Raw genomic sequence first — 23,976 nt, 5'->3', positions numbered from 1 at the left:
CCCTCTTGGCAAACCGGACGGGCGGATGCACGTTGAGCGGGACGGACCGACAGTTGAAGCAGACCCGACGGGCAGACCTCACCCTGGGGAGCGAGCACCGATGACGGCCAAGATCCTGATAGTGACCGGCGACGCGGCGGAGTCGCTGGAGGTCCTCTACCCCTTCCAGCGCTTGCGCGAGGAGGGGTACGACGTCCACATCGCCGCCCCCGCCCGCAAGAAGCTGCAGTTCGTGGTGCACGACTTCGAGCCCGGCTTCGACACGTACACGGAAAAGCCCGGCTACACCTGGCCCGCGGACCTCGCCTTCTCCGAAGTGGATCCCGGTCAGTACGCCGCCCTGGTGATCCCGGGCGGCCGGGCCCCTGAGTACCTGCGCAACGACCCCGAGCTCCGCAAGATCCTCAAATCCTTCTTCGACGCCGACAAGCCGGTCGCCCAGATCTGCCACGGCCCGCTCCTGACGGCGGCGATCGGCGGCCTGACCGGCCGCAGGGTCACGGCGTATCCGGCCCTGGAGATGGACATGCAGGCGGCGGGCGCGACCTTCCAGGACGCGGAAGCGGTGGTCGACGGCACACTGGTCTCGGCCCGCGCCTGGCCTGACCACTCCGGATGGATGAGGGAGTTCCTCACGGTGCTGAGGGCGAAGGCACCGGTTACGTAGGCGGGCGCCCGCCGCCTGCCACTACGTATACCGAGCAAGCCCACCCCCACGAAATGCGTATACGGGTACGAGGCGCTACCGATGCGCGGCGCCACCCGTGCCGCCAAGCTGCCCCTGTGCCGCTTCCCGGACGGACCGGGGGCGGGGCGCCGGACAGTGAAGTGGTCAACTCCCCCACATCTGCCGTGGCCAACGGCGCCCGTCCTGGACGTCCGGGAAGCGGCACAAAGCGGTCGGCTGCCCTCGTCGGCGAGGGCAGGCGGTCCACCACGAGCCATGGGGGCACACCGGGCGTTGCGGCACCGCTTCAGCGGGGCGGCACCCTCCGTGGCGGCACCGCCTCGGCCACCGGGTCGGCACCCTGCGCGGCGGCAACACCTCGGCCACCGGGTCGGCACCCTGCGCGGCGGCAACACCTCGGCCACCGGGTCGGCACTCGGCGTGGCGGCGCTTCAGCGCTCGATGGCGGGTGCGGTGCCGGCCCCGAGACCCCGTGCTGGCACCGCCTCGGCCACCGGGTCGGCACCCTGCGTGGCGGCGCTTCAGCGCTCGGTGGCGGGTGCGGTGCCAGCCCCGAGACCCCGCGCCTGGCACCGGGCACCACCCGCCCCCGGCCTGCCCCAACCACCCGCCCGATCACCCAGCACCCCTCGCAACCCCGCGGCACCCGCGGGAACTCCGCCCACCCGCCCGATGCCCCCGCGGTAGCCCAGCCCCGCGACGCGGGGCAATCGGGTGGGTGGGCGGGTAAGATCCGCCGCGAAGCGGCGGGACAGGCGCTGCCCGAAGCCGAATCCCATGTCGCCCCCGCTACGCCCGCACCGGAACCTTTCCACCCGGCGTACGCATCCGACAGCACACAGTAGGCCGCTTCTCCCAAGGCGCCCTAGGCGGCCAACTGCTCCGCGACCTCCACGGCCTCGGCCAGACTGTCGACCACCGGAACCCCGGCCTCCGCCAGACTGCCCCTGCTGTGCGACCCCCCGGTGTAGAGCACGGCCCGCGCCCCCACGTGCGCCGCTGCCAACGCGTCATCGACAGCGTCACCGATCACCACGGTCCGCTCGACCGCAGCCACTTCCCCAAGAGCATCGAGATGCCGGACCATCCGCTCGGCCTTACCGGCGTGCGAGGCATCCGTCCGCCCGTCGATCCGCACGAAGTGCTCTTCGATTCCGTGCCGCCGCACGATCGGCACCAGGTGCTCGTGCGGCGCGAGCGACAGCAACGACTGCGTACGTCCCGCGGCCCGCCGCCCCGCGAGCAGCTCGGCCGCCCCGTCCGCGAGCCCGCACCCGTCGGCCCGCGCCCAGTAGTGCTTGTGGAAGACGGCGTCCATGACCTGCCACTCCGCCTCCGTGGGCAGCCGCCCCATCAGTCGCTCGTAGAACTTGGGCACAGGCACGCAGTACAGCTCGCGATACCGCTCGAGCGTGATCGACTCGAGCCCGATCTCCGCGAAGGAGGCGTTCGTCGCCTCGATCACGGCATGAATGTCATGCAGGAGCGTCCCGTTCCAGTCCCACACGATGTGCGCCCCGCGCTGCAGCTTCCCCATACAGAAACCGTACCCATGCCGCCCCACGGGGAGACACCCCCACCGGCGGTCGGCACGCATCGAGACGCGAGGGGACGTGCCCCGCAGGCCCACCCCCGGGCCGCCCAAGCCCCGCAGGCCTCAGCCGATCAGCCCAGGAATCTCCTGAGTCGCGAACCACAGCAGCTCATGATCCTCGACCCCGTCCACCACGAACCGCGCATCATCGTCCCCCTGATCCGCAGCCCCCAGCACCCCCACAGCCGCAGCCACATCCCCCTCGGCGTCCCCGGCATCAACATGCACGGCGGCCACCTTCCCCAACCGCAGGCCCCCCTCGACCCGCACCTCACCGAGCACCCGCTGATCAAGACCCCGGTCGGGGTCCATGACAGCCGCCCCGTCCGGCACGTCCGCCGCAAGCACGACCCGCCGCCGCGCCGCCGCCGGATCCCCCGCGACAAGGCGCAGCGAAGCCAGCGCGGCCCGGTTCAGGGCGGCGTACTCCAGCTCCTCGATGTCGTCAGAGACGTACCACTCACGCAGCGCCGGCGTCACGGCATACGCGGTCAGCGGCCCGGGCCCCAGCTCGCCCGCCTTGTATGCCTCTGCGAGACGGGGCAGGGTCAAGGGAACGTAGACGCGCATGACGGTCCGCTTTCGTAGTTTTCGCAGTCGGAAGGACTCCCACCGGAAGCCGCCCGGAGGGCCTCCAGAGGCTGCCCGGAGGGCCTACAGAATACGTCCGGGAGTCCCCCTTCGGAGTGCGCCCCACACCCTCCCCCCGCGTCACCCGAAGCACCCACCGGTCACCCGGTCCCGCCCCGCAACCACGGGCACCCCGCGCCCCCGGCCACCCTGATAGGGGACATTCCCCGGGCCCCGCCCCCGGCCCACGTGCCCCTTGCAACAGCCCGCCACGCCCCCGTACAAGATCTCCGACACAAGTTACCCCCCGGTATCAGAACCGGGACGGCAGCGACGGAGGCGACGCGGCATGCACAAGGTGATGACCAGGCCCCGCTCACGACCGGCGACCACCCGCCCGCCGGGCCGCAAGGACCCACGACGCCCCACCGCACAGACCCGCCCGCCCAGGACCGCACCGCAGCCCCCACCGCACCCCACCGAGCTCTTCACCGAACGCCTGCTCCTGGTGCTCAGCGGCCAGAAGCCGGTGCACTGGGCGGCCCGCCACATCGCGAACACGGCCTTCGACGACCTGGCCAGGCTGGCCGAGCACACGCCCCTGAACGTGGACGGCCGCCGCCCCACGATCCACCGGATCGGCCACTACGAGCCCTGCCCCGGCGTGTACGAGGTCTTCGCCCGGATCGGCGCGGGCCCCGCGCTCCGGGCCCTGGCGTTCCGCCTGCACCTGGGCGCGGACCAGAGGTGGCGCTGCACGGCGGTGGAGGTGGCGTCCCCCGGCGGCAAAGCAAGGTGACACCGCAAGCCAAAACAACACAGCGCACCGCAAGCCAGCCCAGCCCGGCCCGGCCCAGCCCGGACAACGCAAAGGGACCGGGCACCCCACGGCACCCGGCCCCTCACACCACAGCTAGAGCTGGCCCAGCACTACTTCTTGCGGCGCCGCCCACCCTTCTGAGCCTTGCGCCGTTCGGCCCGCGTCAGGCCGTCCGACTCGGACCGCACCCCCGCGTCCTCCGTCTCGAAGTCGCCCTCGTCGACCCCGCCCTCGGCGTTCGGCGCCTGGAAGTGCAGGCGGTCGGGCCGCTGCGGAGCGTCGAGCCCCTTGGCGCGGATCTCGGGGCGGCCACCGCCCGCGGGAACGGCGTCCTTCTTGTCCAGCGAAGGCGCCGCGGCCGCGTCCGTCACGGGGACCTCCTCGACCTGCTGCTCGACCTGGACCTCCAGGTTGAACAGGTAGCCGACGGACTCCTCCTTGATGCCGTCCATCATGGCGTTGAACATGTCGAAGCCCTCGCGCTGGTACTCGACCAGCGGGTCCTTCTGCGCCATGGCACGGAGGCCGATGCCCTCCTGGAGGTAGTCCATCTCGTAGAGGTGCTCACGCCACTTGCGGTCGAGCACGGAGAGGACGACGCGCCGCTCGAGCTCACGCATGATCTCGGAGCCGAGCTGCTCCTCACGCGCCTCGTACTGCTGGTGGATGTCTTCCTTGATGGACTCGGAGATGAACTCGGCGGTCAGACCCGCGCGGTCACCCGCGTCCTCCTCCAGCTCCTCGATGGTGACCTTCACCGGGTAGAGCTGCTTGAAGGCGCCCCACAGCCGGTCCAGGTCCCACTCCTCGGCGAAGCCCTCGGCGGTCTCCGCCGCGATGTAGGCGTCGATCGTGTCGCCCATGAAGTGCGTGACCTGCTCCTGCAGGTCCTCGCCCTCCAGGACGCGACGGCGCTCGCCGTAGATGACCTCGCGCTGCCGGTTGAGGACCTCGTCGTACTTCAGGACGTTCTTACGCGTCTCGAAGTTCTGCTGCTCGACCTGGGACTGCGCCGACGCGATGGCGCGGGTCACCATCTTGTTCTCGATCGGCACGTCGTCCGGCACGTTCGCCATGGCCATCACGCGCTCGACCATCTGCGCCTTGAACAGCCGCATCAGGTCGTCGCCGAGCGACAGGTAGAACCGGGACTCGCCCGGGTCGCCCTGACGGCCGGAACGACCGCGCAGCTGGTTGTCGATACGCCGCGACTCGTGCCGCTCCGTACCCAGAACGTAAAGACCACCCAGGTCCTTGACCTCTTCGAACTCCGCCTTCACGGAGCGTTCGGCCTTCTCCAGGGCGGCGGGCAGCGCCGCGGCCCACTCCTCGACGTGCTCGACGGGGTCGAGGCCGCGCTGGCGCAGCTCCGCCTCGGCGAGGTCATCGGGGTTGCCGCCGAGCTTGATGTCGGTGCCTCGTCCGGCCATGTTCGTGGCGACGGTGACGGCGCCCTTGCGGCCGGCCTGGGCGACGATCGTCGCCTCACGGTCGTGCTGCTTCGCGTTCAGCACTTCGTGCTGGACGCCGCGCTTGGAGAGCTGCTGGGAGAGATACTCCGACTTCTCGACGGAGGTGGTGCCCACCAGGATGGGCTGCCCCTTCTCGTGCTTCTCCGCGATGTCGTCGACGACGGCGGCGAACTTGGCGACCTCGGTGCGGTAGATCAGGTCCGACTGGTCGGCGCGGACCATGGGCCGGTTCGTCGGGATCGGCACGACGCCCAGCTTGTAGATCTGGTGGAACTCGGCGGCCTCGGTCATGGCCGTACCGGTCATGCCGCAGAGGCCGGGGGTTTCCTTGCCGTCGTGGTCATGGCGCTTGTAGAGCCGGAAGAAGTTCTGAAGGGTGATCGTGGCCAAGGTCTGGTTCTCGTCCTTGATGTCCACCCCTTCCTTCGCCTCGATCGCCTGGTGCATGCCCTCGTTGTAGCGGCGGCCTGCGAGGATACGGCCGGTGTGCTCGTCGACGATCATGACTTCGCCGTCGATGACGACGTAGTCCTTGTCCTTCTTGAAGAGTTCCTTGGCCTTGATGGCGTTGTTCAGGTAACCCACGAGCGGCGTGTTCACCGACTCGTACAGGTTGTCGATGCCCAGCCAGTCCTCGACCTTGGAGACGCCGGACTCGTGGATGGCGACGGTGCGCTTCTTCTCGTCGACCTCGTAGTCGCCGGTCTCCTCGATGCCCTTCAGCTGGTTTCCGGGCTCGCCCTTGGTGAGGCGGGTGACCAACTTGGCGAAGTCTCCGTACCACTTGGTGGCCTGGTCGGCGGGGCCGGAGATGATCAGCGGCGTACGGGCCTCGTCCACGAGGATCGAGTCGACCTCGTCGACGATCGCGAAGTTGTGGCCGCGCTGGACCAGTTCGTCCTTCGACCACGCCATGTTGTCGCGCAGGTAGTCGAATCCGAACTCGTTGTTCGTGCCGTACGTGATGTCGCTGGCGTACTGCTCGCGGCGCTGGGCCGGCGTCATGTTGGCGATGATGCAGCCGACGCTCAGGCCCAGGAACTTGTGGACGCGGCCCATCATCTCGGAGTCGCGCTCGGCCAGGTAGTCGTTGACCGTGATCAGGTGCACGCCCTTGCCCGACAGGGCGTTGAGGTACGCGGGGAGGGTGCCGACGAGCGTCTTGCCCTCACCGGTCTTCATCTCGGCCACATAGCCGAGGTGCAGCGCGGCGCCGCCCATCATCTGCACGTCGTAGTGCCGCTGACCGAGGACGCGCTTGGCGGCCTCGCGCACCGTGGCGAAGGCCTCGGGGAGCAGGTCGTCGAGGGTCTCGCCGTCGGCGTACCGCTCCTTGTACTCATCGGTCAGCGAGCGCAGCTCGGCGTCGGAGAGGCTGACGAAGTCCTCTTCGATGGAGTTGACCTGGTCCGCGATGCGGTGCAGCTTGCGCAGGATCTTGCCTTCGCCTGCACGCATGATCTTCGAGAGGACGGACACGAGGGTTGGTCTCCTTGCCGGTCGGGCCTGGCATGGTCGGTTTACTCATGGGGCAACGGCCATCGTAAGCGAGGAGCGGGCCGCGCCGGGAGGTCTGCCAGTACGTCAACGGACGGGGGGCCTGGAAGGTGCCGGTTTCCGCCGATGCCCGCCGGTGAAAAGCACTGACGCCCGCCCGTGAAAAGCACTGGCCCGAAGTTCCGGACCCCAGCAGAATCGCCAGATGGAGCCCGTCACACTCAGCACCGAGCGCCTGAGCCTGCGCACGTTCACGCCGGACGACACCGACGAGACGTACGAGGCCTGCCAGGACCCCGACATCCAGCGCTGGACCACGATGCCCTCGCCGTACGCGCGCGTGGACGCCGAGGGCTTCATCGGCCGCATGGTCCCGGACGGCTGGCGCCACGACACGGAGTACACCTTCGCCGTACGCCTCCGGGGCGGCGGCCCCCTGGTCGCCGCGGCCAGCCTGCACCACCCGCGCTCGGGCGCCTGGGAGGTCGGGTTCTGGACGGCGAAGGAGCACCGGGGCCACGGCTATATGACGGAGACGGTCCTCGCCCTGGCCAGGTGGGCCTTCACCGACCTGAGCTGCACCCGCCTGGAGTGGCGCGCCGAGGTCGGCAACACGGGCTCCCGCGCGGTCGTGGAGAAGGCGGGCTTCACCGTGGAGGGCACCCTGCGGGCCGCCCTCCTGAACAAGGGCACGCTCCGCGACTGCTGGGTGGGCGCCCTGCTCCCGGCCGATGTGTCCCTGCCGTCGAGCCATCCCTACCTGCCCGCCCGGGCGGAACGGACGACTCCGGTCCGCTAGGCCCGCCGCGTTGTCAGTGCCGCCCCCTATCGTTTTGGAGCATGACGAGCCTGCCGCGCCCCGCCACCGACCTCTCCGCCGACGAGGCCCGCCGCATCGCGCTCCGCGCCCAGGGATTCCTGGGCGCCCCGGACCGCAGGTCCGGCGTGCGGGGCGTGCTGCGGCACCTGGGGGCGGTCCAGCTCGACACGATCTCGGTGCTCGCCCGCTCCCACGAGCTGATTCCGTACGCGCGGCTCGGCGCCGTCGGCCGCGACAGGGTCGAGTCGGCGTACTGGGACGGCACGGCGGGCGTCGGCCCCGCAAGGCCGCACGCCTTCGAGTACTGGTCGCACGCCGCGTGCATCCTGCCCATCGAGGAGTGGCCGCACTTCGCCTTCCGCCGCCGCGCCTACCGCACCCGGCCGCACTGGCACCACGACCTGCCGGACGGCGCGTACGACACGGTCATCAAGCAGCTCACCGCCGAAGGCCCCCTCACGGCCAGCGAGTTGGGCGGCGCGAAGAACAAGGGCGAGTGGTGGGACTGGTCGGACGCGAAGGTGGCCGTCGAGCGCGCGCTGATGTACGGCGAGGTGGTCTGCACGGAGCGGCGCAGCTGGAAGCGTGTGTACGACCTCGCGGAGCGCGCGATCCCTGACCCGCTGCTCCATGACGACCTGGACGACACGGAGTGCCTGCGCCGCCTGGTCCGCCTGGCAGGTCAGGCACTCGGCGTCGGCACCCGCGCGGACATCGCGGACTACCACCGCCTCAAGGGCGAGCAGTTCGACGCGGTGGTCGCGGACTCGGGCCTTGTCCCGGTGGCGGTGGAGGGCTGGGACAAGCCCGCCTGGGCCGACCCCGCGGCCCTGGAGACCACGCCGCGCGGCCGCCACCGCACGACGCTCCTGTCCCCCTTCGACTCCCTGATCTGGGAGCGGGCCCGTACGGAACGGATCTTCGGCTTCACCCACCGGCTCGAGGCGTACGTCCCCAAGCCGAAGCGGATCCACGGCTACTTCGCGATGCCGGTCCTGGCCGGGGGCCAACTGGTCGGCCGCGTGGACCCGGCCCGTGAGGGCAGCACGCTGGTCGCCAAGCAGGTCTCGGTGGACAGCCCCAAGGCCGTGCCCGCGGTGGCGCAGGCGCTCCGCGAGGCGGCCTCCTGGGTCAATTGCGACTCCGTGCGCGTGGAGCGCGTGAACAGACCGGAGCTGACCGCGGAGCTGGTCCACGCCCTCTCCTGATGCCGCTCACCTGATCTCGAGAATCTTCTCCCGCATCGCGTAGACGACGGCCTCCATCCTGGAGTGCAGCTGCAGCTTCTCCAGGATGTTGCGCACGTGGTTCTTCACAGTGTTCTCGGAGATGAACAACTCCTTCGCGATATCGCGGTTGTTCATCCCCGTGGCCACCAGCTTCAGCACTTCCAGTTCGCGGTCGGTCAGCCGCGGCGCGGGCACCAGTCTGCGCTCATCGGTGCGCTGGATCATCGATTTGAACTCGGTGAGCAGCTTCGACGCCATCGACGGGCTGATCTGCGACTGCCCGTCGGCCACCGCGCGAATCGCCGTGGCCACCTCGTCGGTGGAAATCTCCTTGAGGAGATATCCCGTGGCACCCGCCTTGATCGCGTCGTAGAGATCGGCCTCTTCATCACTGATGGTCAGCATGATGATCTTGGCGCTGGGTGCCACCTCCTTGATGGAGGTGCACGCCTCGATGCCCCCGCGCTTGGGCATGCGTACGTCCATCAGCACGATGTCCGGCAGCAGATCCGCGGCCTTGTCCACCGCCTCGGCGCCGTCCCCCGCCTCCCCGACCACCTGGATGTCCTCCTCGGCGGCGAGGACGATCTCCAGGCCCCGGCGGAAGAGCGCGTGGTCGTCCACCACAAGGACCCTGATGGGCTCCTTGCGCGGTGCGCCCGCGTCCGTGCCGATGCCGACGCCGTCGTCGGCGTCATCGTCCCGCATCGGTCCGAAGCTGTCCGCCATCGTTCCTCCCCCTGAAGGCCATGGCCCGTTGTGCGTCGGCTGCGCCAACCCGAGGCAACAGCCTGCCGGTTGGCCGGCTCGCCCATGATTTCATGCCCGGGCGGCACTGCGGTGCGCGCAGGGGTCGCATGATGGTGCCCCTGGGGGCGCACGCGCGCTCCAGGGGCACCGGCTCAGCCCTCGGCCGGCTGAGATTCAGCCGCCGAGCGCACCGCCTCCGCCGGCCGACCGGGCCTGCGCGACCATCGGGTCGGTGTTGAGGCGGATGACGCCGTAGTCGTAGGCGTGCCGCCGGTAGACGACACTCGGTTCCTTCGTCTCCGAGTCGACGAACAAGTAGAAGTCGTGCCCGACCAGCTCCATCTCGTAGAGCGCCTGGTCGAGCGACATGGGGGCCGCGACGTGGGTCTTCTCGCGGACCACGAGGGGGCCTTCGCCCTGGATCTCCAGTGAGCCGATCCTCTTGACCGGCACGCCATCGGGCTCTTCCTCACGTGCGACGGTGCCGTCTCCGTTGAGGTACGCCGCGTCCGGGACCCGCTCGGCGACTTCGGCGGCGGAGAGCCTGCCGGTGCCTCGCCGGTTGTGGCGCTTCTCGTGCTGCTTGCGCAGCCGGGCGTCCAGCTTGGCCGTGGCCAGGTCGAGCGCCGCGTACGGGTCAGTTGCCGAGGCTTCCGCGCGGATCACAGGTCCGCGCCCGCGGAGAGTGATCTCCACACGGTCGGAACGGTCGGCCTGACGCGGGTTGGTTTCCTTGGACACCTCGACGTCGAGGCTGATCACCTTGCCGTCGAGCTTCTGGATCTTCTCCAGCTTCAGCTTCTCGGCCACGTGCTTGCGGAACCGCTCGGGCACCTCGGTCTTGCGGCCCTTGACGACGATGTCCACGCAGAACTCCGTTCCCGGATCGCTCCGCTTCGGCGGCGGAGCATCTCCCTTTTGCACCAGGCCCCGGTGACTCCCCGGAGCCTCGGACTCGGTGACTTCCACCTCCTCCTCCCCCGCGAACAAGATCTCCACCCCGGCCGGTCCGGGTGATTGCGAAAAACCCAGCGACCGGCATTCCGATATGCGAGGGACGGCGTCCGCCATTCCTCACAACCGAACATATCTCGCCCGGACGGATGTCGTCACCCTCTACTGACGCGTACCTCCATTCAGGGGTAATGGCCCTCTCACTACCTGCAACGATGCAAGTTCCTAGTCAGTTCCGGTTTATTTCGAAGGAATCCGGTGAAGCGGCGACAACGGCCGCACTGATCGCGTTCTCGCCCGTGATTTCACGGGCTGTTACCGGCGCCGGCCGCCCTATCGAATCCGTGTGTACGTCACGCATTGCGCGGGCGGCCTCGGCCAGGGACGCGCCCGTGGTCATCAGGTCGTCCACGATCACCACCCGGCCGCCCCCGGCAAGGAGCCGGCGACCACCCGCGGTCACCTCAAGGGCGCCCGCCAGATTGGCCTGCCGCTGCCGGGAGTTGAGCCCCGACTGGTCGGCCACGGCACGCCGCTGACGCAGCACGCAGAGCACCCGGGCCCGCGTGCCTGCCCCGCGCAGCTCGCCCGCGGCGGCCAGCGCGATCCGCCGCACCGGGTCGTGCCCCCGCGCCCGCACGGCTCCCCGCGCCGACGGCACGGGCACCAGCAGTACCGCCCCGTCACCCTCCGCAGCACCCTGCGCCCCGGCCCGCGTCCCCGCCCGCAGCCCGGCCCGCACCGCCCCCGCGAGGCCCGTGCCGAGCGGCCCCGCAAGCGCCAGAGCGCCCCGTTCCTTGTGTGCGAGCAGCACGGCCCGCACCGCGTCCTCGTACGGAGCCGCCGCGTGCACCACCGGCAGCCCCGGCGGCCCAGGATCCGGCCGCACCCGGCACGGCACGGCCCCGCACAGGGCCTCGCGGCACCCCGCACACAGCGCCGTACGAGGCCTCCCGCAGCCTCCGCACTCGGCCGGCAGCACCAGATCGGTGAGGTCCTGCCACCACCCCCGCATGCCCACCACTGTGCCAAGGCGCGAACGGCCCTGCCACCCCTGTGGACAACCGCCTGTGGACAACTCCACGGCACGGCAGAGGCGTTACCCCCGATCGGGGGACTGGCCGGCCCGCATAGAGGGACTGGCCAGCCCGCATCGAGGGACTGGTCGCCCCGGATAGTCCGGAGTGCGCCCAGATGGTCCGGAGGTCAGCCCAGATGGTCCGGAGGTCACCCCAGATAGACCGGAGGCCACCCCGGATAGACCGGAGGTCAGCCCAGATGGTCCGGAGGTCACCCCGGATAAACCGGAGCCGTCCCTTCCTTGACCACCGTCTGCCACTGCGCGCCCGTCGGCAGCCGCACGATCCCGTCGTCCGAGTGCGCCACCAGCGGCTGCCGCTCGTCCTCCGACGCCGCGATCTCCTTCACCCCGGTCAGCCCGGGAAGCGTCGCGCCCGGCAGCGCCGAGCCGTCGGACTGGACGTACCGGATCTGCTGCACACCACCGGACTCGCGCCCGACCACCACGAGGCGGCTGCCGCCCGCCCAGGACATGGCGGTGACCTCCTCCATCTGCGGTGCCGCCCGGCGCAGTTCGACGACCGAGATGTCCGGCTGCTCTCCCTTGGCGCCGGTCCGCTCGACTCGGCCGATCCGCAGGGACGTCTTGCCGTCCTTCTTCACCAGCAGCGCGATGCGCACGCCGTCCGCCGACACCCGCACCGCCTCGATCCGTCCGTCGAGGCCCGCGATCTTCACCTGGACCGGCTCGCCCGCACCCTGGTCGAGCCAGAGCAGCCGCGGCCCCTTCGGGTCGCGGTCGGCCACCCAGAGGTCGCCCCTGCCGTCCCAACTGGGCGTGGAGAAACCGTCCTCCTCCGACTTCGCCTTGCTGCGCGCCTCCGGCTTGCCCAGCGGAGTGCCGGGGGTCAGCGACCCCATGTACAGCGAGCGCCCGTCGAGCGACACCCCGGCCGCACGCTCCTCGTCACGCGACACGGCGGCCGTGCGCAGCGGCTTCGCCCCCTCGCCCAACGGCCCGGGCACCTGCACCGGTTCGGCCTTGCTGCCGGCGCCCGCGGTCATCCGCACCAGGCGCTTCTTGTCGTCGACGAGGTACTGGTAGTCGGGGTGGTCGGCGGTGCGGTGCGGCGCCACGGTCTCGGCCCGGTCCTCGCTCAGGACACACAGCTGCGACCCGTTGGAGCGCTGCAGCTCCACCTCCTTGACGCTCGACGACTTCAAGTCCTGGAGCGTGAAGAGCAGTTGTGCCGCCATCTTGGTGCACAACCCCTGGTCGTAGTTGTCGGCCTCCTTGTTCAGCGGGACCGTCAACTTGTTCTGGTCGTCGGGCGCCAGCGTCTTGGTGCCCTCCTTGAGCCGCGTACCGCCCGGGAAGATCGTGGTGACGACCGGCTTGAGCCAGTTGGTCGGCCCTTCGAGCAGGGCCTTGACCGTCTCCGTCAAGGGGTCTATTCGCTGCCGTATGTAGACGGGGTCGGCGACGAGCGCCTCCTGGCCGCCGCCCGCACCGGTCTTGGACGAATTCGACGCGTAGTAGTACTTGTTGACGGACCAGTAGATGCGCTGGAAGTCGGACTGCCCGAGCACGACCCCCTGCGGCACCCGGTCGATCCGCCACTCCTTGCCGTTGGGTCCGTCCTGCCGCGTGAGATGGACCGTCTCGCTGTACGCGTCATTGTTGAGCTGGTACGCGTGCTGCTTGTCCACCGTGGCGACCTTGCGCCCGGTCAGCGGAAACGAACGACCGTTCTGGTCGCGGTCGCCGGGGTTCCCCGAACCGGTGCTCGGACCGTCCGCGAGCACCGTGGTCCGCAGATCCGGCTGCCAGCTCCTGGACGCTTCCTTGGTCAGATATTTGCGGGCCATGTCGAACTGAGGATCATCGCTGGTGAGCGCCTCGAGGAAGCCCGAGACGATCTCCATGGGGCCCGCGTTCTCGCCCGGTGGCATCGCGTAGACCCGGACCTGCGACTGCGAGTCGGGCCGCTGGGACGCGTCGACCGCCTTCAGGTTCCCGCTGTCGGGCATCGACGCACAGCCCGCGAGCAGCACCCCGCAGCAGCCGAACAGCACAGCTGCCCCCAGCGGACGCCGGTGACCGCGTCGATCGTGGTCAGCGCCCACGAGAGGCCTCCCCTTCCCTGACAGGATCCACTTCCCCGGCCGCTGCTTCCCTCGCCGCGTCCGATGCCGCATCCCTCGGCGGACGCGGCGCTCCGGAGCCCTTGTCCGCCCCGGAGGCACCGCTCCGCGGCTCCTCGCCCGGCGTCCTCCCGCCCGGCGTCGCCTCGTCGTCCAGGGGCCGCCGCGGCACCACCCGCGCACCGCTGCCGGGCAGCGCCGCCGGGTCCACCGCAGCGGCCGGCTGCGCGAACCTCGGTGCCATCGGCGCCCTGGGCGGCACGGGCGGCGCCACGCGCTCCGCCGACGACGGCTGGGCCGGCACCGTGGCGAGCTTGTTCAGACCGCCGAGCGGAAGACCGGCGTCGTTCAGGCCGCGATGGCGGCGCGAATCCTCGGGCTCCAGGGGTATCGGCGATCCCCGGAGCGCCTCGTCGGCCGTACGCGGCAGGGTAAGGCGGAACTGCGAACCGCCGCCCGGCTCACCCCACGCCTGCAGCCAGCCGCCGTGCAGCCGCGCGTCCTCCAGGGCGATGGAGAGCCCGAGTCCCGTACCACCGGTGGTACGCGCGCGTGCCGGATCGGCCCGCCAGAAGCGGCTGAAGACCCGGGTCGCCTCGCCGGGCTTGAGCCCCACTCCGTAATCCCGCACGGCGACGGCGACCGCTCCGCCCGCCGCGGCGAGCCGCACCACGACGTCCTGGCCCTCACCGTGCTCCACGGCGTTGACGACGAGATTCCGCAGCACCCGCTCCACGCGCCGGGCGTCGGCCTCGGCGATCACCGGCTGGTGGTCCCCGACGATCCGTACGTGCGTGCCCTTGCGCTCGGCCAGCGGCTCAGCGCCGCCCACGACCCTGCGGACGACCTCACGCAGGTCTATCGGCTCGGCCTCAAGGGCCGCGGCGCCCGCGTCGAACCGGCTGATCTCGAGCAGATCCGCGAGCAGCGTCTCGAACCGGTCCAGCTGATCGGCGAGCAGCTCGGCCGACCGCGCCGTCACCGGATCGAAGTCCACGCGCGCGTCGTGGATGACATCGGCCGCCATCCGCACGGTCGTCAACGGCGTACGCAGCTCATGCGAGACATCGGAAACGAACCGCCGCTGCATCCGCGACAGCTCCTCCAGCTGCTGGATCTTCAGCTGCAGGTTCTGCGCCATCTTGTTGAAGGCCTCACCGAGCCGGGCGATGTCGTCCTCTCCGGTGACCTTCATACGTTCCTGAAGACGCCCGGCGGACAGCCGCTCGGCGACGCCGGCCGCCATCCGTACGGGCGTGACGACCTGGCGCACCACAAGCCAGGCGATGGCACCGAGAAGCACCACCACAAACAGTCCTGCCGTCGCGAGCGTCGTCCGCACCACCCCGAGCGACTCCTCCTCCTGCGTCAGCGGGAAGAGGTAGTACAGCTGGTAGGCATCGCCATTGAGGTCGTTGAGCCGCTTGCCGATCACCAGACCCGGCTGAGCGTCACGGCCGTCGTTGAAGACGATCCGCGTATTGGCCTGATAGGCCCTGGTGCCCTTGTCGACGCTCTCGCGCAGCTCCTCGGGCACACTCTGGATCGGATCCACGCCTCCGGAGGCACGCGGTCCGCGGACGCTGCCGCCGTCGCCCGTGGACGTGGGACTCAGCGTCACCACGTTGAAGGCGCTCTGTCCGCCGCTGGAGAGCTGCTCCACCAGGTCGGACATCCACACGGCCGTGGGCGGTGTGGTCCGGCCGTCCGGCGTGCCGCTGTCCTGCCCGGCGCTCGGCCTGGCGGAGTTCGCCTGTTCCTGAGCGGCCCGGAACCCGCCGTCGGCCTGGCTCTGCGAGGCCTTCTCCTTGGCCTTGAGCAGGCCGTTGTTCACGGAACTCATGACGGCGAAGCCCAGCATCAGTACGACACCGAGCGACATGAGCAGGGTCGTGACGACGACCTTCAGCTGGATGTTGCGCCGCCACAGCCGCGCTGCGGGCAGCAGCGGACGCCGCACCCAGCGCGCGAAGAGCCTCAGGACGGGGCTGCCCTGCACCCCGCCCTGCAACAGCAGACCGCCGTCGAGGAGCCGCCCGAACGTGGAGCCGCGCCGCGCCGGTCCTCCAGTCCGCCCCGAGCGGCCACCCGGAGCCGGAGCCCCGGGCGGTACGGGGGAACTGTCCCGGGTCATGTCAGCTCGGTCCGGCCTTGTAACCGACACCACGGACGGTCACCACGATCTCGGGCCGCTCCGGGTCCCGCTCGACCTTCGAGCGCAGCCGCTGCACATGCACGTTCACCAGACGGGTGTCCGCCGCGTGCCGGTAGCCCCAGACCTGCTCAAGCAGCACCTCACGCGTGAACACCTGCCACGGCTTGCGCGCGAGCGCGACAAGCAGGTCGAACTCGAGCGGCGTCAGCGCGATCGACTGCCCGTCCCGCTTCACGGAGTGCCCCGCCACGTCGATGACCAGGTCACCGATGGCCAGCTGCTCCGGCGCGGGCTCCTCCGACCTCCGCAGCCGCGCCCTGATCCGGGCCACGAGCTCCTTCGGCTTGAACGGCTTCACGATGTAGTCATCGGCGCCGGACTCGAGCCCGACCACGACATCCACGGTGTCGCTCTTCGCCGTGAGCATGACGATCGGCACCCCGGACTCCGCCCTGATCAGGCGGCACACCTCGATGCCATCACGGCCCGGCAACATCAAATCCAGCAGTACAAGATCCGGCTTTGCCTCCCTGAAAGCGGCCAGCGCCTTGTCGCCATCAGCTACGAACGACGGCTCAAAACCTTCACCACGCAGCACAATCCCGAGCATCTCGGCCAGTGCGGTGTCGTCGTCGACGACAAGGACTCGTCCCTTCATGCCTGACATCATCCCATTCTCGTAACGGTGACCGGGGCGCTGGTGAGGCAGGTCACTGACCTGTGACGATAGTCGTATATGGCCACTACTGTCTGCGCTCGCCCACGGGTGTTGAAATCAGCCACTGGTGTCGGCCACTGAATGTCACCGGGATCTGGCGCACAGCTCAGCAATGCCCACCGCCGTCACGGGCGACACAACGCCCTCCTCGGTGACGATCGCCGTCACCAACTCCGGCGGCGTCACATCGAAGGCGGGGTTGTACGCCTGAGTCCCCAGCGGGGCCACCGCGATCCCGCCTCCCGCTTCCGTGCCGGCCACCGGCACAAAGGGCGCCGTGACCTCCGTCACTTCATGAGTTGCCCGCTGCTCCACCTCGATGGACGCTCCGTCCGGGGTGTCCGGGTCCACGGTCGTGACCGGTGCCACCACGATGAACGGAACGTGGTGGTAGCGGGCCAGCACAGCGAGCGGATAGCTCCCCACCTTGTTGGCCACCGAACCGTCGGCGGCAATGCGGTCGGCGCCGATCAGTACGGCGTCCACCTCGCCCGCCGCGAACAGCGACCCCGCCGCGTTGTCCGTGAGCAAGGTGTACGCCATCCCGCTGCGCGCCGCCTCATACGCCGTGAGCCTCGAACCCTGCAGCAACGGACGCGTCTCGTCCACCCACAGCCTGCGCAGCCGCCCTTTGCGGTGCGCCGCGAGCGCCACCGCGAACGCCGTGCCCTCACCACCGGAGACCAGCGCCCCGGTGTTGCAGTGGGTCAGAATCCGGTGCTGGCCGCCCGGCAGCAGCTCGTCGAGCAGCGCCAGACCGTGCACCGCCATCCGCGCGCTGGCCTCGGCGTCCTCCTGGTGCAGTGCCTTCGCCTCCGCGAGCGCCGCCGCGGCCGCCGCCTCCTGGTCGGCCCCGCCCGACAGCGCCGAGCGGTACGCCGCGTGAGCCCTGCGTACGCCGTACCCGAGGTTCACCGCGGTGGGCCTGGCCCCCGCGAGAGCGTCCGCCGCCTCGTCCACGTCGAAGCCGCGTACGGCGGCGAGCGCGACGCCGTACGCCCCGGCGATGCCGAGCAGCGGTGCCCCGCGCACGGCGAGCGTGCAGATCGCCTGCACCAGTGCGGGCGCGTCGGTGCACACCAGCTCCGTCTCCTCGCCCGGCAGCCTGGTCTGGTCGAGGAGGACCAGTACGGGGCCTTCCGGTGGCTCGTCCCAGCGGATCGCGGGAGACGTGGGCGCCACAGAGGTCGCAGAAGTCGTAGGGGTCGCAGAGGTCTGAGTCGGCCGTATGTCCTCGCCGGATTGCGCGTACTGATCAGCCATCCGCCCAGTCTGCCCCGTACCGGACTGACAATTGAAGGTGTGCAGCCCCTACGGCACCCGGTCACCACCGGGGCACGCCGTGGCACGATGGCTGGCAACCTGCCGCCGCGACCGCGGACGGGCACCGTGAAGGAGCGACGATGAACGACACTCCGGGCTGGGCTTCGCCCGGATCTGCCCCCTCCGACGACGGACAGGACTCCGGCAAGGAACCCACCGGGCCCACCGAGCCCGCCGACCAGCCGAACGGCCCGGGCTCCAAGTGGTCCAAGGAGCAGCCGCCACCCGCCCAGTGGTCCGCACCGAGCCCTCCGCCCGCCGGCCAGACCCCGCCCCCGCCACCACCGCCGCCCGGCGGAGGATGGGGCGGCGGACGCCCCGGCGGCCCCGGTCCCGGCGGCCCGGGCGGCCCCGGCGGCTACCCCGGCTGGGGCGCATGGCAGGGCCCGCCGCCCGCCGCCAAGCCCGGTGTCATCCCGCTGCGCCCCCTCGGCGTCGGCGAGATCCTGGATGGCGCGGTCTCCACGATGCGTACGCACTGGCGCACGGTCCTCGGCATCTCCCTCGCCGTGGCCGTGTTCACGGAAGTTCTCGTCATCCTGCTGCAGGGGCTCGTCCTCAACGACACCGCCGACACGGACGCCCTCAACGACCCGAGCGCGACGGTCGGCGAACTGACCCGGGCCCTCGGCGACACCCTGCTCAGCTCCGGCGTGGTCCTGCTGATCACGCTGCTCGGCACGATCGTCGCCACGGCTCTGCTCACGATGGTCACCAGCCGCGCCGTGCTCGGCAAGTCGGTGACCACGGCGGAGGCCTGGCGGGACGCCAAGCCGCAGCTGCCGAGGCTGATCGGTCTGACCCTGCTGCTCCCGCTCATCGGCGGCGCCGTCGTCGCCATCGGCATCATGCCGGGCGTACTGATCGCGCTGGCCGGCGGATCCGACGCGGGCGTCAGCCTCGCCGTCCTCGGCGGATTCGGCGCGCTGATCGTCGCCATCTGGCTGCTGATCCGCTTCTCGCTCGCCTCGCCCGCCCTGATGCTCGAGAAGCAGGGCGTAAAGAAGTCGATGACCCGCTCGGTGAAGCTGGTCCGCGGCTCCTGGTGGCGGGTCTTCGGCATCCAGCTGCTCGCCGCGATCATCGCCAACGTCGTCGCGTCGATCATCGTGATCCCGTTCACCCTCATCGCGGGCGCGGTGAGCGGCGACGGCGTCACCGGCTTCCTCGACAGCGGCACCGGCGAGCTCGGCTGGACCTTCCTGATCGTCAGCGGCATCGGCTCGGTGATCGGCTCCATGCTCACCTTCCCGATCACCGCAGGCGTGACGGTGCTGCTCTACATCGACCAGCGGATCCGCCGCGAAGCCCTCGACCTGGAGCTCGCCCGCGCCGCGGGTCTCCAGGGCGGCTCCGACGCCCCCGGCACACCCGGGGGCTGATGCGGTGACGGGGGAGGTACTGCAGGGACTCGGGACAGGGGCACCACTCCTGCCCCGCACCGGCGAGGACCCACCGGTGACGATTCCGCGCGAGCCCGCACGGGAGGCGGCCGAGCGCGAACTGTCCAAGCCGATGTACCACGAGAATGACCCCAGCCTCCTGCAGCGGGCCCTGAACCGCTTCTGGGAGTGGGTCGACGACCTGTTCACCGCCGCCTCGGGAGCGACCCCGGGCGGCAGCTTCGGCCTCCTGGTCATCGTCCTCGCCGTGCTGGCCGTCGTCGCTGCCCTCTGGTGGCGACTCAGCACCCCGCACCGCGCCCCCACCTCGTCCCCCGCCCTCTTCGACGACCGCCCCCGCAGCGCGGCGGAACACCGCGCCGCCGCCGAGGCACACGCCGCCCAGGGCCACTGGAGCCAGGCCGTCCAGGAACGCATGCGAGCCATCGTCCGCTCCCTGGAGGAACGCGCCCTCCTGGACCCCCGCCCCGGCCGCACCGCCGACGAGGCAGCAGCCGAGGCCTCCCTCACCCTTCCCGCGCACACAGCAGAACTCCGCGCAGCCGCCCAGGAGTTCGACGACGTCACATACGGCAGCCGCACCACCACGGAACCGGCGTACCGCCTGATGTTCACCCTGGACGAATCCCTGGCCCACACCAAGCCGACCCTCACGGCCCCCACCCCCCGCCAGGGAGCCCCCAAGTGACGACCCCACCCCCCGACCCGACGGACCCCACGCCCTCCAGCCGGCCCTCCATCGACCCCAAGTTCCCCGACTCCGGGCACCCCTCCGAACCCACGGGCCCTGTCGATTCCGCCGCCCCCAACTCCCGCAGGCTCAGCGGCCCCACCGACCGCCCCGGCTTCGTCACGCCTCCCCGCACCACCGGAGCGCCCGACCCGAGCGCCTCGCACCCGGGCGAGGCGCTCCCGCCGAGCGGCTCCCCCGTGGCCACCGCGCCCCCGGCCCCCCTTCAGCCGTCCACGAACACGCCCTCGGCGTCTGCCTCCACCTCCGTCTCCGCCACCCCCCGCCAGCTCTGGACCCGAACCCGCGGCATCCTGCTCGCCCTGCTCGTCCTCCTGGCCGCCGCCATCGCCATCGCCGCAGTCCGCTCCGGAACCCAGCACGGCCGGCTCGACCCCCGTTCCGCCGACCCCTACGGCAGCCGTGCCGTCGCCGAACTCCTCGCCGACCGGGGCGTGTCCACCCGCGTCGTCACCACCTCCGAAGAGGCCCGGTCCGCGGCAGGCCCGGACACCACGCTCCTGGTGACCTCCCCCGACCTGCTGACCGACCGTCAGCAGTCGCGCCTCCACGCGGCCACCAAGGACTCCGCAGGGCGCACCGTCCTCCTCACCCCCGGAACCCCGTCGATCGACACCCTCGCCCCCGGAGTCACCGCCGACTCCACCCCCAGCCTCGACTCGACGCTCTCCCCGCGCTGTTCCCTGCCCGCCGCACAGCGCGCCGGCTCCGCGGACGTGGGCGGCCTGCGCTACGACACCCTCGCCCCCGACGCCGACAGCTGCTACCTCAGCGACGGCCTGCCCAGCCTGCTGCGCATCCCGGCAGCCGACGGAGACGGCGACACGGTCATCCTCGGCGCCCCCGACATCCTCTTCAACGACCGCCTCGACGAGCACGGCAACGCCTCGCTCGCCCTCCAACTCCTCGGTTCCCGCCCCCACTTGGTCTGGTACCTCCCCTCGCTCTCCGACGACGCCGCGACCGGCGCCGAAGACCGCGACTTCTTCGACCTGATCCCCTCCGGCTGGCTCTGGGGCACCCTGCAACTCACCATCGCCGCCGCACTAGCCGCCTTGTGGCGCGCCCGCCGCCTCGGTCCGCTGGTCCCCGAACGCCTCCCCGTCGCCATCCGCGCCTCCGAAACCGTCGAAGGCCGCGCCCGCCTCTACCGCAAGGCCAACGCCCGCGACCGCGCGGCAGCAGCCCTCCGCTCTGCGACCCGCACCCGCCTCGCCCCCCTCGTCGGCGTATCCCCCGCCCAGGCGCACGCGCCCGAGACCCTGCTCCCCGCCCTGACCACCCGTCTCCACACCCCCGGCCAGGACCTGCTCCCCCTCCTCTTCGGCCAACCCCCTGCCAACGACGCCGCCCTGATCGCCCTCGCCGACCAACTCGACGCCCTCGAAAGAGAGGTACGTTCTTCATGATGGACCCGACCACTGACAACGCCGGGAGCTCCGGCAGCGCCCGCTCCTCCCTGGAGTCCCTGCGCACCGAGATCTCCAAGGCCGTGGTCGGCCAGGACCCCGCGGTGACGGGCCTCGTAGTGGCCCTCCTCTGCCGCGGCCACGTCCTACTAGAAGGAGTCCCTGGAGTAGCCAAAACGTTGCTCGTCCGCGCCCTCGCCGCATCCCTCGAACTCGACACCAAACGCGTCCAGTTCACCCCCGACCTGATGCCGAGCGACATCACCGGCTCCCTCATCTACGACGCCCGCACCACCGAGTTCTCGTTCCAGCCGGGCCCGGTCTTCACCAACCTCCTGCTCGCCGACGAGATCAACCGCACCCCGCCCAAGACCCAGTCCTCCCTCCTCGAAGCGATGGAGGAACGCCAGGTCACGGTCGACGGCACACCCCGCCCCCTCCCCGAGCCCTTCCTCGTCGCGGCCACCCAGAACCCGGTCGAGTACGAAGGCACGTACCCGCTCCCCGAAGCCCAGTTGGACCGCTTCCTCCTCAAGCTCACGGTCCCCCTCCCCTCCCGCCAGGACGAGATCAACGTCCTCACCCGCCACGCCGAGGGCTTCAACCCCCGCGACCTGCGCGCCGCCGGCGTACGCCCCGTCGCGGGCCCCGCGGATCTCGAAGCCGCCCGCACAGCAGTCGCCAAGACCAGCGTCTCCCCCGAAATCACCGCGTACGTCGTGGACATCTGCCGCGCCACCCGCGAGTCCCCGTCCCTCACCCTGGGCGTCTCCCCGCGAGGCGCCACAGCGCTCCTCTCGACGGCCCGCGCCTGGGCCTGGCTGACGGGCCGCGACTACGTCATCCCCGACGACGTGAAGGCCCTCGCCCTCCCCACCCTCCGCCACCGCGTCCAACTCCGCCCCGAGGCCGAGATGGAGGGCGTGACAGCCGACTCCGTCATCAACGCGATCCTCGCCCACGTCCCGGTCCCCCGCTGATGGCCCTCACCGGCCGCACCGCCCTCCTGGCGGCCATCGGCAGCCTCCCCGTGGGCCTCTGGGACCCGAGCTGGACCGGCATCCTCGCCGTCAACACCCCCCTGGCCCTGGCCTGCGCCTGCGACTTCGCCCTGGCCGCCCCCGTACGCCGCCTCGGCCTGACCCGCGCGGGCGACACTTCCGTACGTCTCGGCGAGACCGCCGACATCGACCTGACCATCACCAACCCCTCCGGCCGCCCCCTGCGCGCCCAGCTCCGCGACGCCTGGCCACCCAGCAGCTGGCAGCCCGGCACCGAAGTCGAGGCGTCCCGCCACCAGTTGACGGTCCCTCCCGGCGAGCGCCGCCGCCTCACCACACGGCTGCGCCCCACCCGCCGCGGCGACCACCGGACCGACCGCGTCACCATCCGCTCGTACGGCCCCCTGGGACTCCTCACCCGCCAAGGCAGCCACAAAGTCCCTTGGACGCTCCGAGTCCTGCCCCCTTTCACCAGCCGGAAGCACCTCCCCTCCAAACTGGCCCGCCTCCGCGAACTCGACGGCCGCACCAGCATGCTGACCCGCGGTCAGGGCACCGAGTTCGACAGCCTTCGCGACTACGTCCCCGGCGACGACACCCGCTCCATCGACTGGCGCGCCACCGCCCGCCAGTCCACCGTCGCCATCCGCACCTGGCGCCCGGAACGGGACCGCCACATCCTGCTGGTCCTCGACACCGGCCGCACCTCAGCGGGCCGAGTCGGCGACGCTCCCCGCCTGGACGCCTCCATGGACGCCGCGCTGCTCCTCACCGCCCTCGCCTCCCGAGCCGGCGACCGCGTGGACCTCCTCGCATACGACCGCCGGGTACGCGCCCTGGTCCAGGGCAAGGCCGCAGGCGAAGTCCTCCCCTCGGTCGTCAACGCCCTGGCCACGTTGGAACCGGAACTCGTCGAAACGGACGCCCGTGGCCTGACCTCAACAGCCCTCCGCAGCGCCAGCCGCGGATCCTTGATCGTGCTGCTGACCAGCCTCGACGCGGCCCCCATCGAAGAGGGCCTGCTCCCGGTGCTCTCCCGCCTCACCCAGCGCCACAAGGTCCTGCTGGCGTCAGTCGCCGACCCGCACATCGAGCAGATGGCCAACGCCCGAGGAACAACCGAAGCCGTCTACGACGCAGCAGCAGCCGCCCAGGCCAACGCGGAACGCCACCGCACAGTAGAACAACTCATCCGGCACGGCGTCACAGTCGTAGACGCAACGCCCACAGAGCTGCCCCCCGCTCTGGCGGACGCATACCTGTCCCTGAAAGCGGCCGGCCGCCTCTGACGAGAAATGAAATCCCTGGAAGGGAAATGGAGCGGAACAGGAAGTACCCCTGAACGCAGAAAACCCCCGCACCGTATCCCGGTGCGGGGGTTTTCTCTACAAATAGTTCGGCGGCGTCCTACTCTCCCACAGGGTCCCCCCTGCAGTACCATCGGCGCTGTGAGGCTTAGCTTCCGGGTTCGGAATGTAACCGGGCGTTTCCCTCACGCTATGACCACCGAAACACTATGAAACTGTCAACCGCACCACACCCGGTGGCCCCGGGCATGGGGTTGTTCGTGGTTTCAGAACCAACACAGTGGACGCGAGCAACTGAGGACAAGCCCTCGGCCTATTAGTACCAGTCACCTCCACCCGTTACCGGGCTT

At 70.6% G+C, this 23,976-nt stretch carries 19 protein-coding genes and 1 rRNA gene; 9 read left to right on the top strand and 11 right to left on the bottom strand.

Annotated features, from left to right (window positions below; all coding sequences use genetic code 11):
• The first annotated feature begins 100 nt into the window (after positions 1-100).
• Complete coding sequence (locus AB0O76_RS00100; protein ID WP_365483119.1) at positions 101-667, top strand: DJ-1/PfpI family protein; 567 nt, start codon at positions 101-103, stop codon at positions 665-667.
• 886 nt (positions 668-1,553) lie between these two features.
• On the opposite strand, the gene AB0O76_RS00095 is transcribed toward AB0O76_RS00100, so the two are convergent.
• Positions 1,554-2,225: an HAD family hydrolase gene (locus AB0O76_RS00095; RefSeq protein ID WP_365483116.1), complete on the bottom strand. Its 672-nt coding sequence runs from the start codon at positions 2,223-2,225 to the stop codon at positions 1,554-1,556.
• Between the two features lie 120 nt (positions 2,226-2,345).
• Positions 2,346-2,852, bottom strand: a complete 507-nt coding sequence (locus tag AB0O76_RS00090; protein WP_365483114.1) for a hypothetical protein — start codon at positions 2,850-2,852, stop codon at positions 2,346-2,348.
• Between the two features lie 349 nt (positions 2,853-3,201).
• Between AB0O76_RS00090 and AB0O76_RS00085 the strand changes: the two genes are divergently transcribed.
• Positions 3,202-3,651 carry an Rv3235 family protein gene (locus tag AB0O76_RS00085; RefSeq protein ID WP_365483111.1) on the top strand — a complete coding sequence of 150 codons (450 nt, stop codon included), beginning with the start codon at positions 3,202-3,204 and terminating at the stop codon, positions 3,649-3,651.
• Positions 3,652-3,782: 131 nt separating this feature from the next.
• On the opposite strand, the gene secA is transcribed toward AB0O76_RS00085, so the two are convergent.
• On the bottom strand, positions 3,783-6,623 hold the full coding sequence (gene secA / locus AB0O76_RS00080) for a preprotein translocase subunit SecA (protein WP_365483108.1): 2,841 nt from the start codon (positions 6,621-6,623) through the stop codon (positions 3,783-3,785).
• A 223-nt stretch (positions 6,624-6,846) separates the two neighbouring features.
• Between secA and AB0O76_RS00075 the strand changes: the two genes are divergently transcribed.
• Both AB0O76_RS00075 and AB0O76_RS00070 read left to right on the top strand, forming a co-directional pair.
• Positions 6,847-7,440, top strand: coding sequence for a GNAT family N-acetyltransferase (locus AB0O76_RS00075; RefSeq protein WP_365483105.1), 594 nt, complete (start codon positions 6,847-6,849; stop codon positions 7,438-7,440).
• A gap of 41 nt (positions 7,441-7,481) precedes the next feature.
• On the top strand, positions 7,482-8,669 hold the full coding sequence (locus tag AB0O76_RS00070; protein WP_365483102.1) for a crosslink repair DNA glycosylase YcaQ family protein: 1,188 nt from the start codon (positions 7,482-7,484) through the stop codon (positions 8,667-8,669).
• A 6-nt stretch (positions 8,670-8,675) separates the two neighbouring features.
• Here the strand turns inward: AB0O76_RS00070 and AB0O76_RS00065 are convergent, their stop codons facing one another.
• From AB0O76_RS00065 to mtnA, 7 genes are all read right to left on the bottom strand, one after another.
• Positions 8,676-9,419 (bottom strand): response regulator transcription factor, encoded by a 744-nt coding sequence (locus AB0O76_RS00065; protein WP_365483099.1) that lies wholly within the window; start codon positions 9,417-9,419, stop codon positions 8,676-8,678.
• A 195-nt stretch (positions 9,420-9,614) separates the two neighbouring features.
• On the bottom strand, positions 9,615-10,364 hold the full coding sequence (raiA, locus tag AB0O76_RS00060) for a ribosome-associated translation inhibitor RaiA (RefSeq protein WP_365484364.1): 750 nt from the start codon (positions 10,362-10,364) through the stop codon (positions 9,615-9,617).
• A gap of 259 nt (positions 10,365-10,623) precedes the next feature.
• Positions 10,624-11,409, bottom strand: coding sequence for a ComF family protein (locus tag AB0O76_RS00055; protein ID WP_365483096.1), 786 nt, complete (start codon positions 11,407-11,409; stop codon positions 10,624-10,626).
• 275 nt (positions 11,410-11,684) lie between these two features.
• A complete protein-coding gene (locus AB0O76_RS00050; protein ID WP_365484362.1) occupies positions 11,685-13,445 on the bottom strand; it encodes an LpqB family beta-propeller domain-containing protein in 1,761 nt (586 codons plus the stop codon).
• An 85-nt stretch (positions 13,446-13,530) separates the two neighbouring features.
• A complete protein-coding gene (gene mtrB, locus AB0O76_RS00045) occupies positions 13,531-15,693 on the bottom strand; it encodes an MtrAB system histidine kinase MtrB (protein WP_365483093.1) in 2,163 nt (720 codons plus the stop codon).
• 1 nt (position 15,694) lies between these two features.
• Positions 15,695-16,384, bottom strand: a complete 690-nt coding sequence (gene mtrA, locus AB0O76_RS00040; protein WP_189176211.1) for a two-component system response regulator MtrA — start codon at positions 16,382-16,384, stop codon at positions 15,695-15,697.
• 132 nt (positions 16,385-16,516) lie between these two features.
• Entirely contained in the window at positions 16,517-17,695 is a 1,179-nt protein-coding gene (gene mtnA / locus AB0O76_RS00035; protein WP_365483089.1) for an S-methyl-5-thioribose-1-phosphate isomerase, read from the bottom strand.
• A 140-nt stretch (positions 17,696-17,835) separates the two neighbouring features.
• Here mtnA and AB0O76_RS00030 point away from each other — a divergent pair, with 140 nt between their 5' ends.
• The 5 genes from AB0O76_RS00030 (at position 17,836) to AB0O76_RS00010 (ending at position 23,608) form a co-directional block, all read left to right on the top strand.
• A complete protein-coding gene (locus AB0O76_RS00030) occupies positions 17,836-19,137 on the top strand; it encodes a glycerophosphoryl diester phosphodiesterase membrane domain-containing protein (protein WP_365483086.1) in 1,302 nt (433 codons plus the stop codon).
• Positions 19,138-19,156: 19 nt separating this feature from the next.
• A complete protein-coding gene (locus AB0O76_RS00025) occupies positions 19,157-19,846 on the top strand; it encodes a DUF4129 domain-containing protein (RefSeq protein ID WP_365484359.1) in 690 nt (229 codons plus the stop codon).
• A gap of 242 nt (positions 19,847-20,088) precedes the next feature.
• Positions 20,089-21,318, top strand: a complete 1,230-nt coding sequence (locus tag AB0O76_RS00020) for a DUF4350 domain-containing protein (RefSeq protein WP_365484356.1) — start codon at positions 20,089-20,091, stop codon at positions 21,316-21,318.
• The gene (locus AB0O76_RS00015; protein WP_365483083.1) at positions 21,318-22,298 is read left to right on the top strand and encodes a MoxR family ATPase; all 981 of its coding nucleotides are present in this window, start codon (positions 21,318-21,320) and stop codon (positions 22,296-22,298) included. The genes AB0O76_RS00020 and AB0O76_RS00015 overlap by 1 nt, the downstream gene beginning before the upstream one ends.
• Positions 22,298-23,608 (top strand): DUF58 domain-containing protein, encoded by a 1,311-nt coding sequence (locus AB0O76_RS00010; protein ID WP_365483080.1) that lies wholly within the window; start codon positions 22,298-22,300, stop codon positions 23,606-23,608. Before AB0O76_RS00015 ends, AB0O76_RS00010 begins: the two co-directional genes overlap by 1 nt.
• A 105-nt stretch (positions 23,609-23,713) precedes the next feature.
• On the opposite strand, the gene rrf is transcribed toward AB0O76_RS00010, so the two are convergent.
• Positions 23,714-23,830, bottom strand: a 5S ribosomal RNA gene (rrf, locus tag AB0O76_RS00005).
• Positions 23,831-23,976: the final 146 nt, after the last annotated feature.

The organism is Streptomyces sp. NPDC086554 (genome assembly GCF_040686095.1).
GTDB lineage: Bacteria > Actinomycetota > Actinomycetes > Streptomycetales > Streptomycetaceae > Streptomyces.
This window is presented reverse-complemented; position numbering and strand designations above follow the sequence as displayed.

What these genes read in the sequence shown, in the direction of transcription:
- AB0O76_RS00050 (WP_365484362.1), bottom strand. Translation starts at nt 13,445, where the DNA reads ATGCCCGACAGCGGGAACCTGAAGGCGGTCGACGCGTCCCAGCGGCCC.
- AB0O76_RS00095 (WP_365483116.1), bottom strand. Translation starts at nt 2,225, where the DNA reads ATGGGGAAGCTGCAGCGCGGGGCGCACATCGTGTGGGACTGGAACGGG.
- AB0O76_RS00015 (WP_365483083.1), top strand. Translation starts at nt 21,318, where the DNA reads ATGGACCCGACCACTGACAACGCCGGGAGCTCCGGCAGCGCCCGCTCC.
- AB0O76_RS00065 (WP_365483099.1), bottom strand. Translation starts at nt 9,419, where the DNA reads ATGGCGGACAGCTTCGGACCGATGCGGGACGATGACGCCGACGACGGC.
- AB0O76_RS00010 (WP_365483080.1), top strand. Translation starts at nt 22,298, where the DNA reads ATGGCCCTCACCGGCCGCACCGCCCTCCTGGCGGCCATCGGCAGCCTC.
- AB0O76_RS00100 (WP_365483119.1), top strand. Translation starts at nt 101, where the DNA reads ATGACGGCCAAGATCCTGATAGTGACCGGCGACGCGGCGGAGTCGCTG.
- mtrA (WP_189176211.1), bottom strand. Translation starts at nt 16,384, where the DNA reads ATGATGTCAGGCATGAAGGGACGAGTCCTTGTCGTCGACGACGACACC.
- AB0O76_RS00030 (WP_365483086.1), top strand. Translation starts at nt 17,836, where the DNA reads ATGAACGACACTCCGGGCTGGGCTTCGCCCGGATCTGCCCCCTCCGAC.
- AB0O76_RS00055 (WP_365483096.1), bottom strand. Translation starts at nt 11,409, where the DNA reads ATGCGGGGGTGGTGGCAGGACCTCACCGATCTGGTGCTGCCGGCCGAG.
- AB0O76_RS00075 (WP_365483105.1), top strand. Translation starts at nt 6,847, where the DNA reads ATGGAGCCCGTCACACTCAGCACCGAGCGCCTGAGCCTGCGCACGTTC.
- mtnA (WP_365483089.1), bottom strand. Translation starts at nt 17,695, where the DNA reads ATGGCTGATCAGTACGCGCAATCCGGCGAGGACATACGGCCGACTCAG.
- AB0O76_RS00090 (WP_365483114.1), bottom strand. Translation starts at nt 2,852, where the DNA reads ATGCGCGTCTACGTTCCCTTGACCCTGCCCCGTCTCGCAGAGGCATAC.
- AB0O76_RS00085 (WP_365483111.1), top strand. Translation starts at nt 3,202, where the DNA reads ATGCACAAGGTGATGACCAGGCCCCGCTCACGACCGGCGACCACCCGC.
- mtrB (WP_365483093.1), bottom strand. Translation starts at nt 15,693, where the DNA reads ATGACCCGGGACAGTTCCCCCGTACCGCCCGGGGCTCCGGCTCCGGGT.
- AB0O76_RS00070 (WP_365483102.1), top strand. Translation starts at nt 7,482, where the DNA reads ATGACGAGCCTGCCGCGCCCCGCCACCGACCTCTCCGCCGACGAGGCC.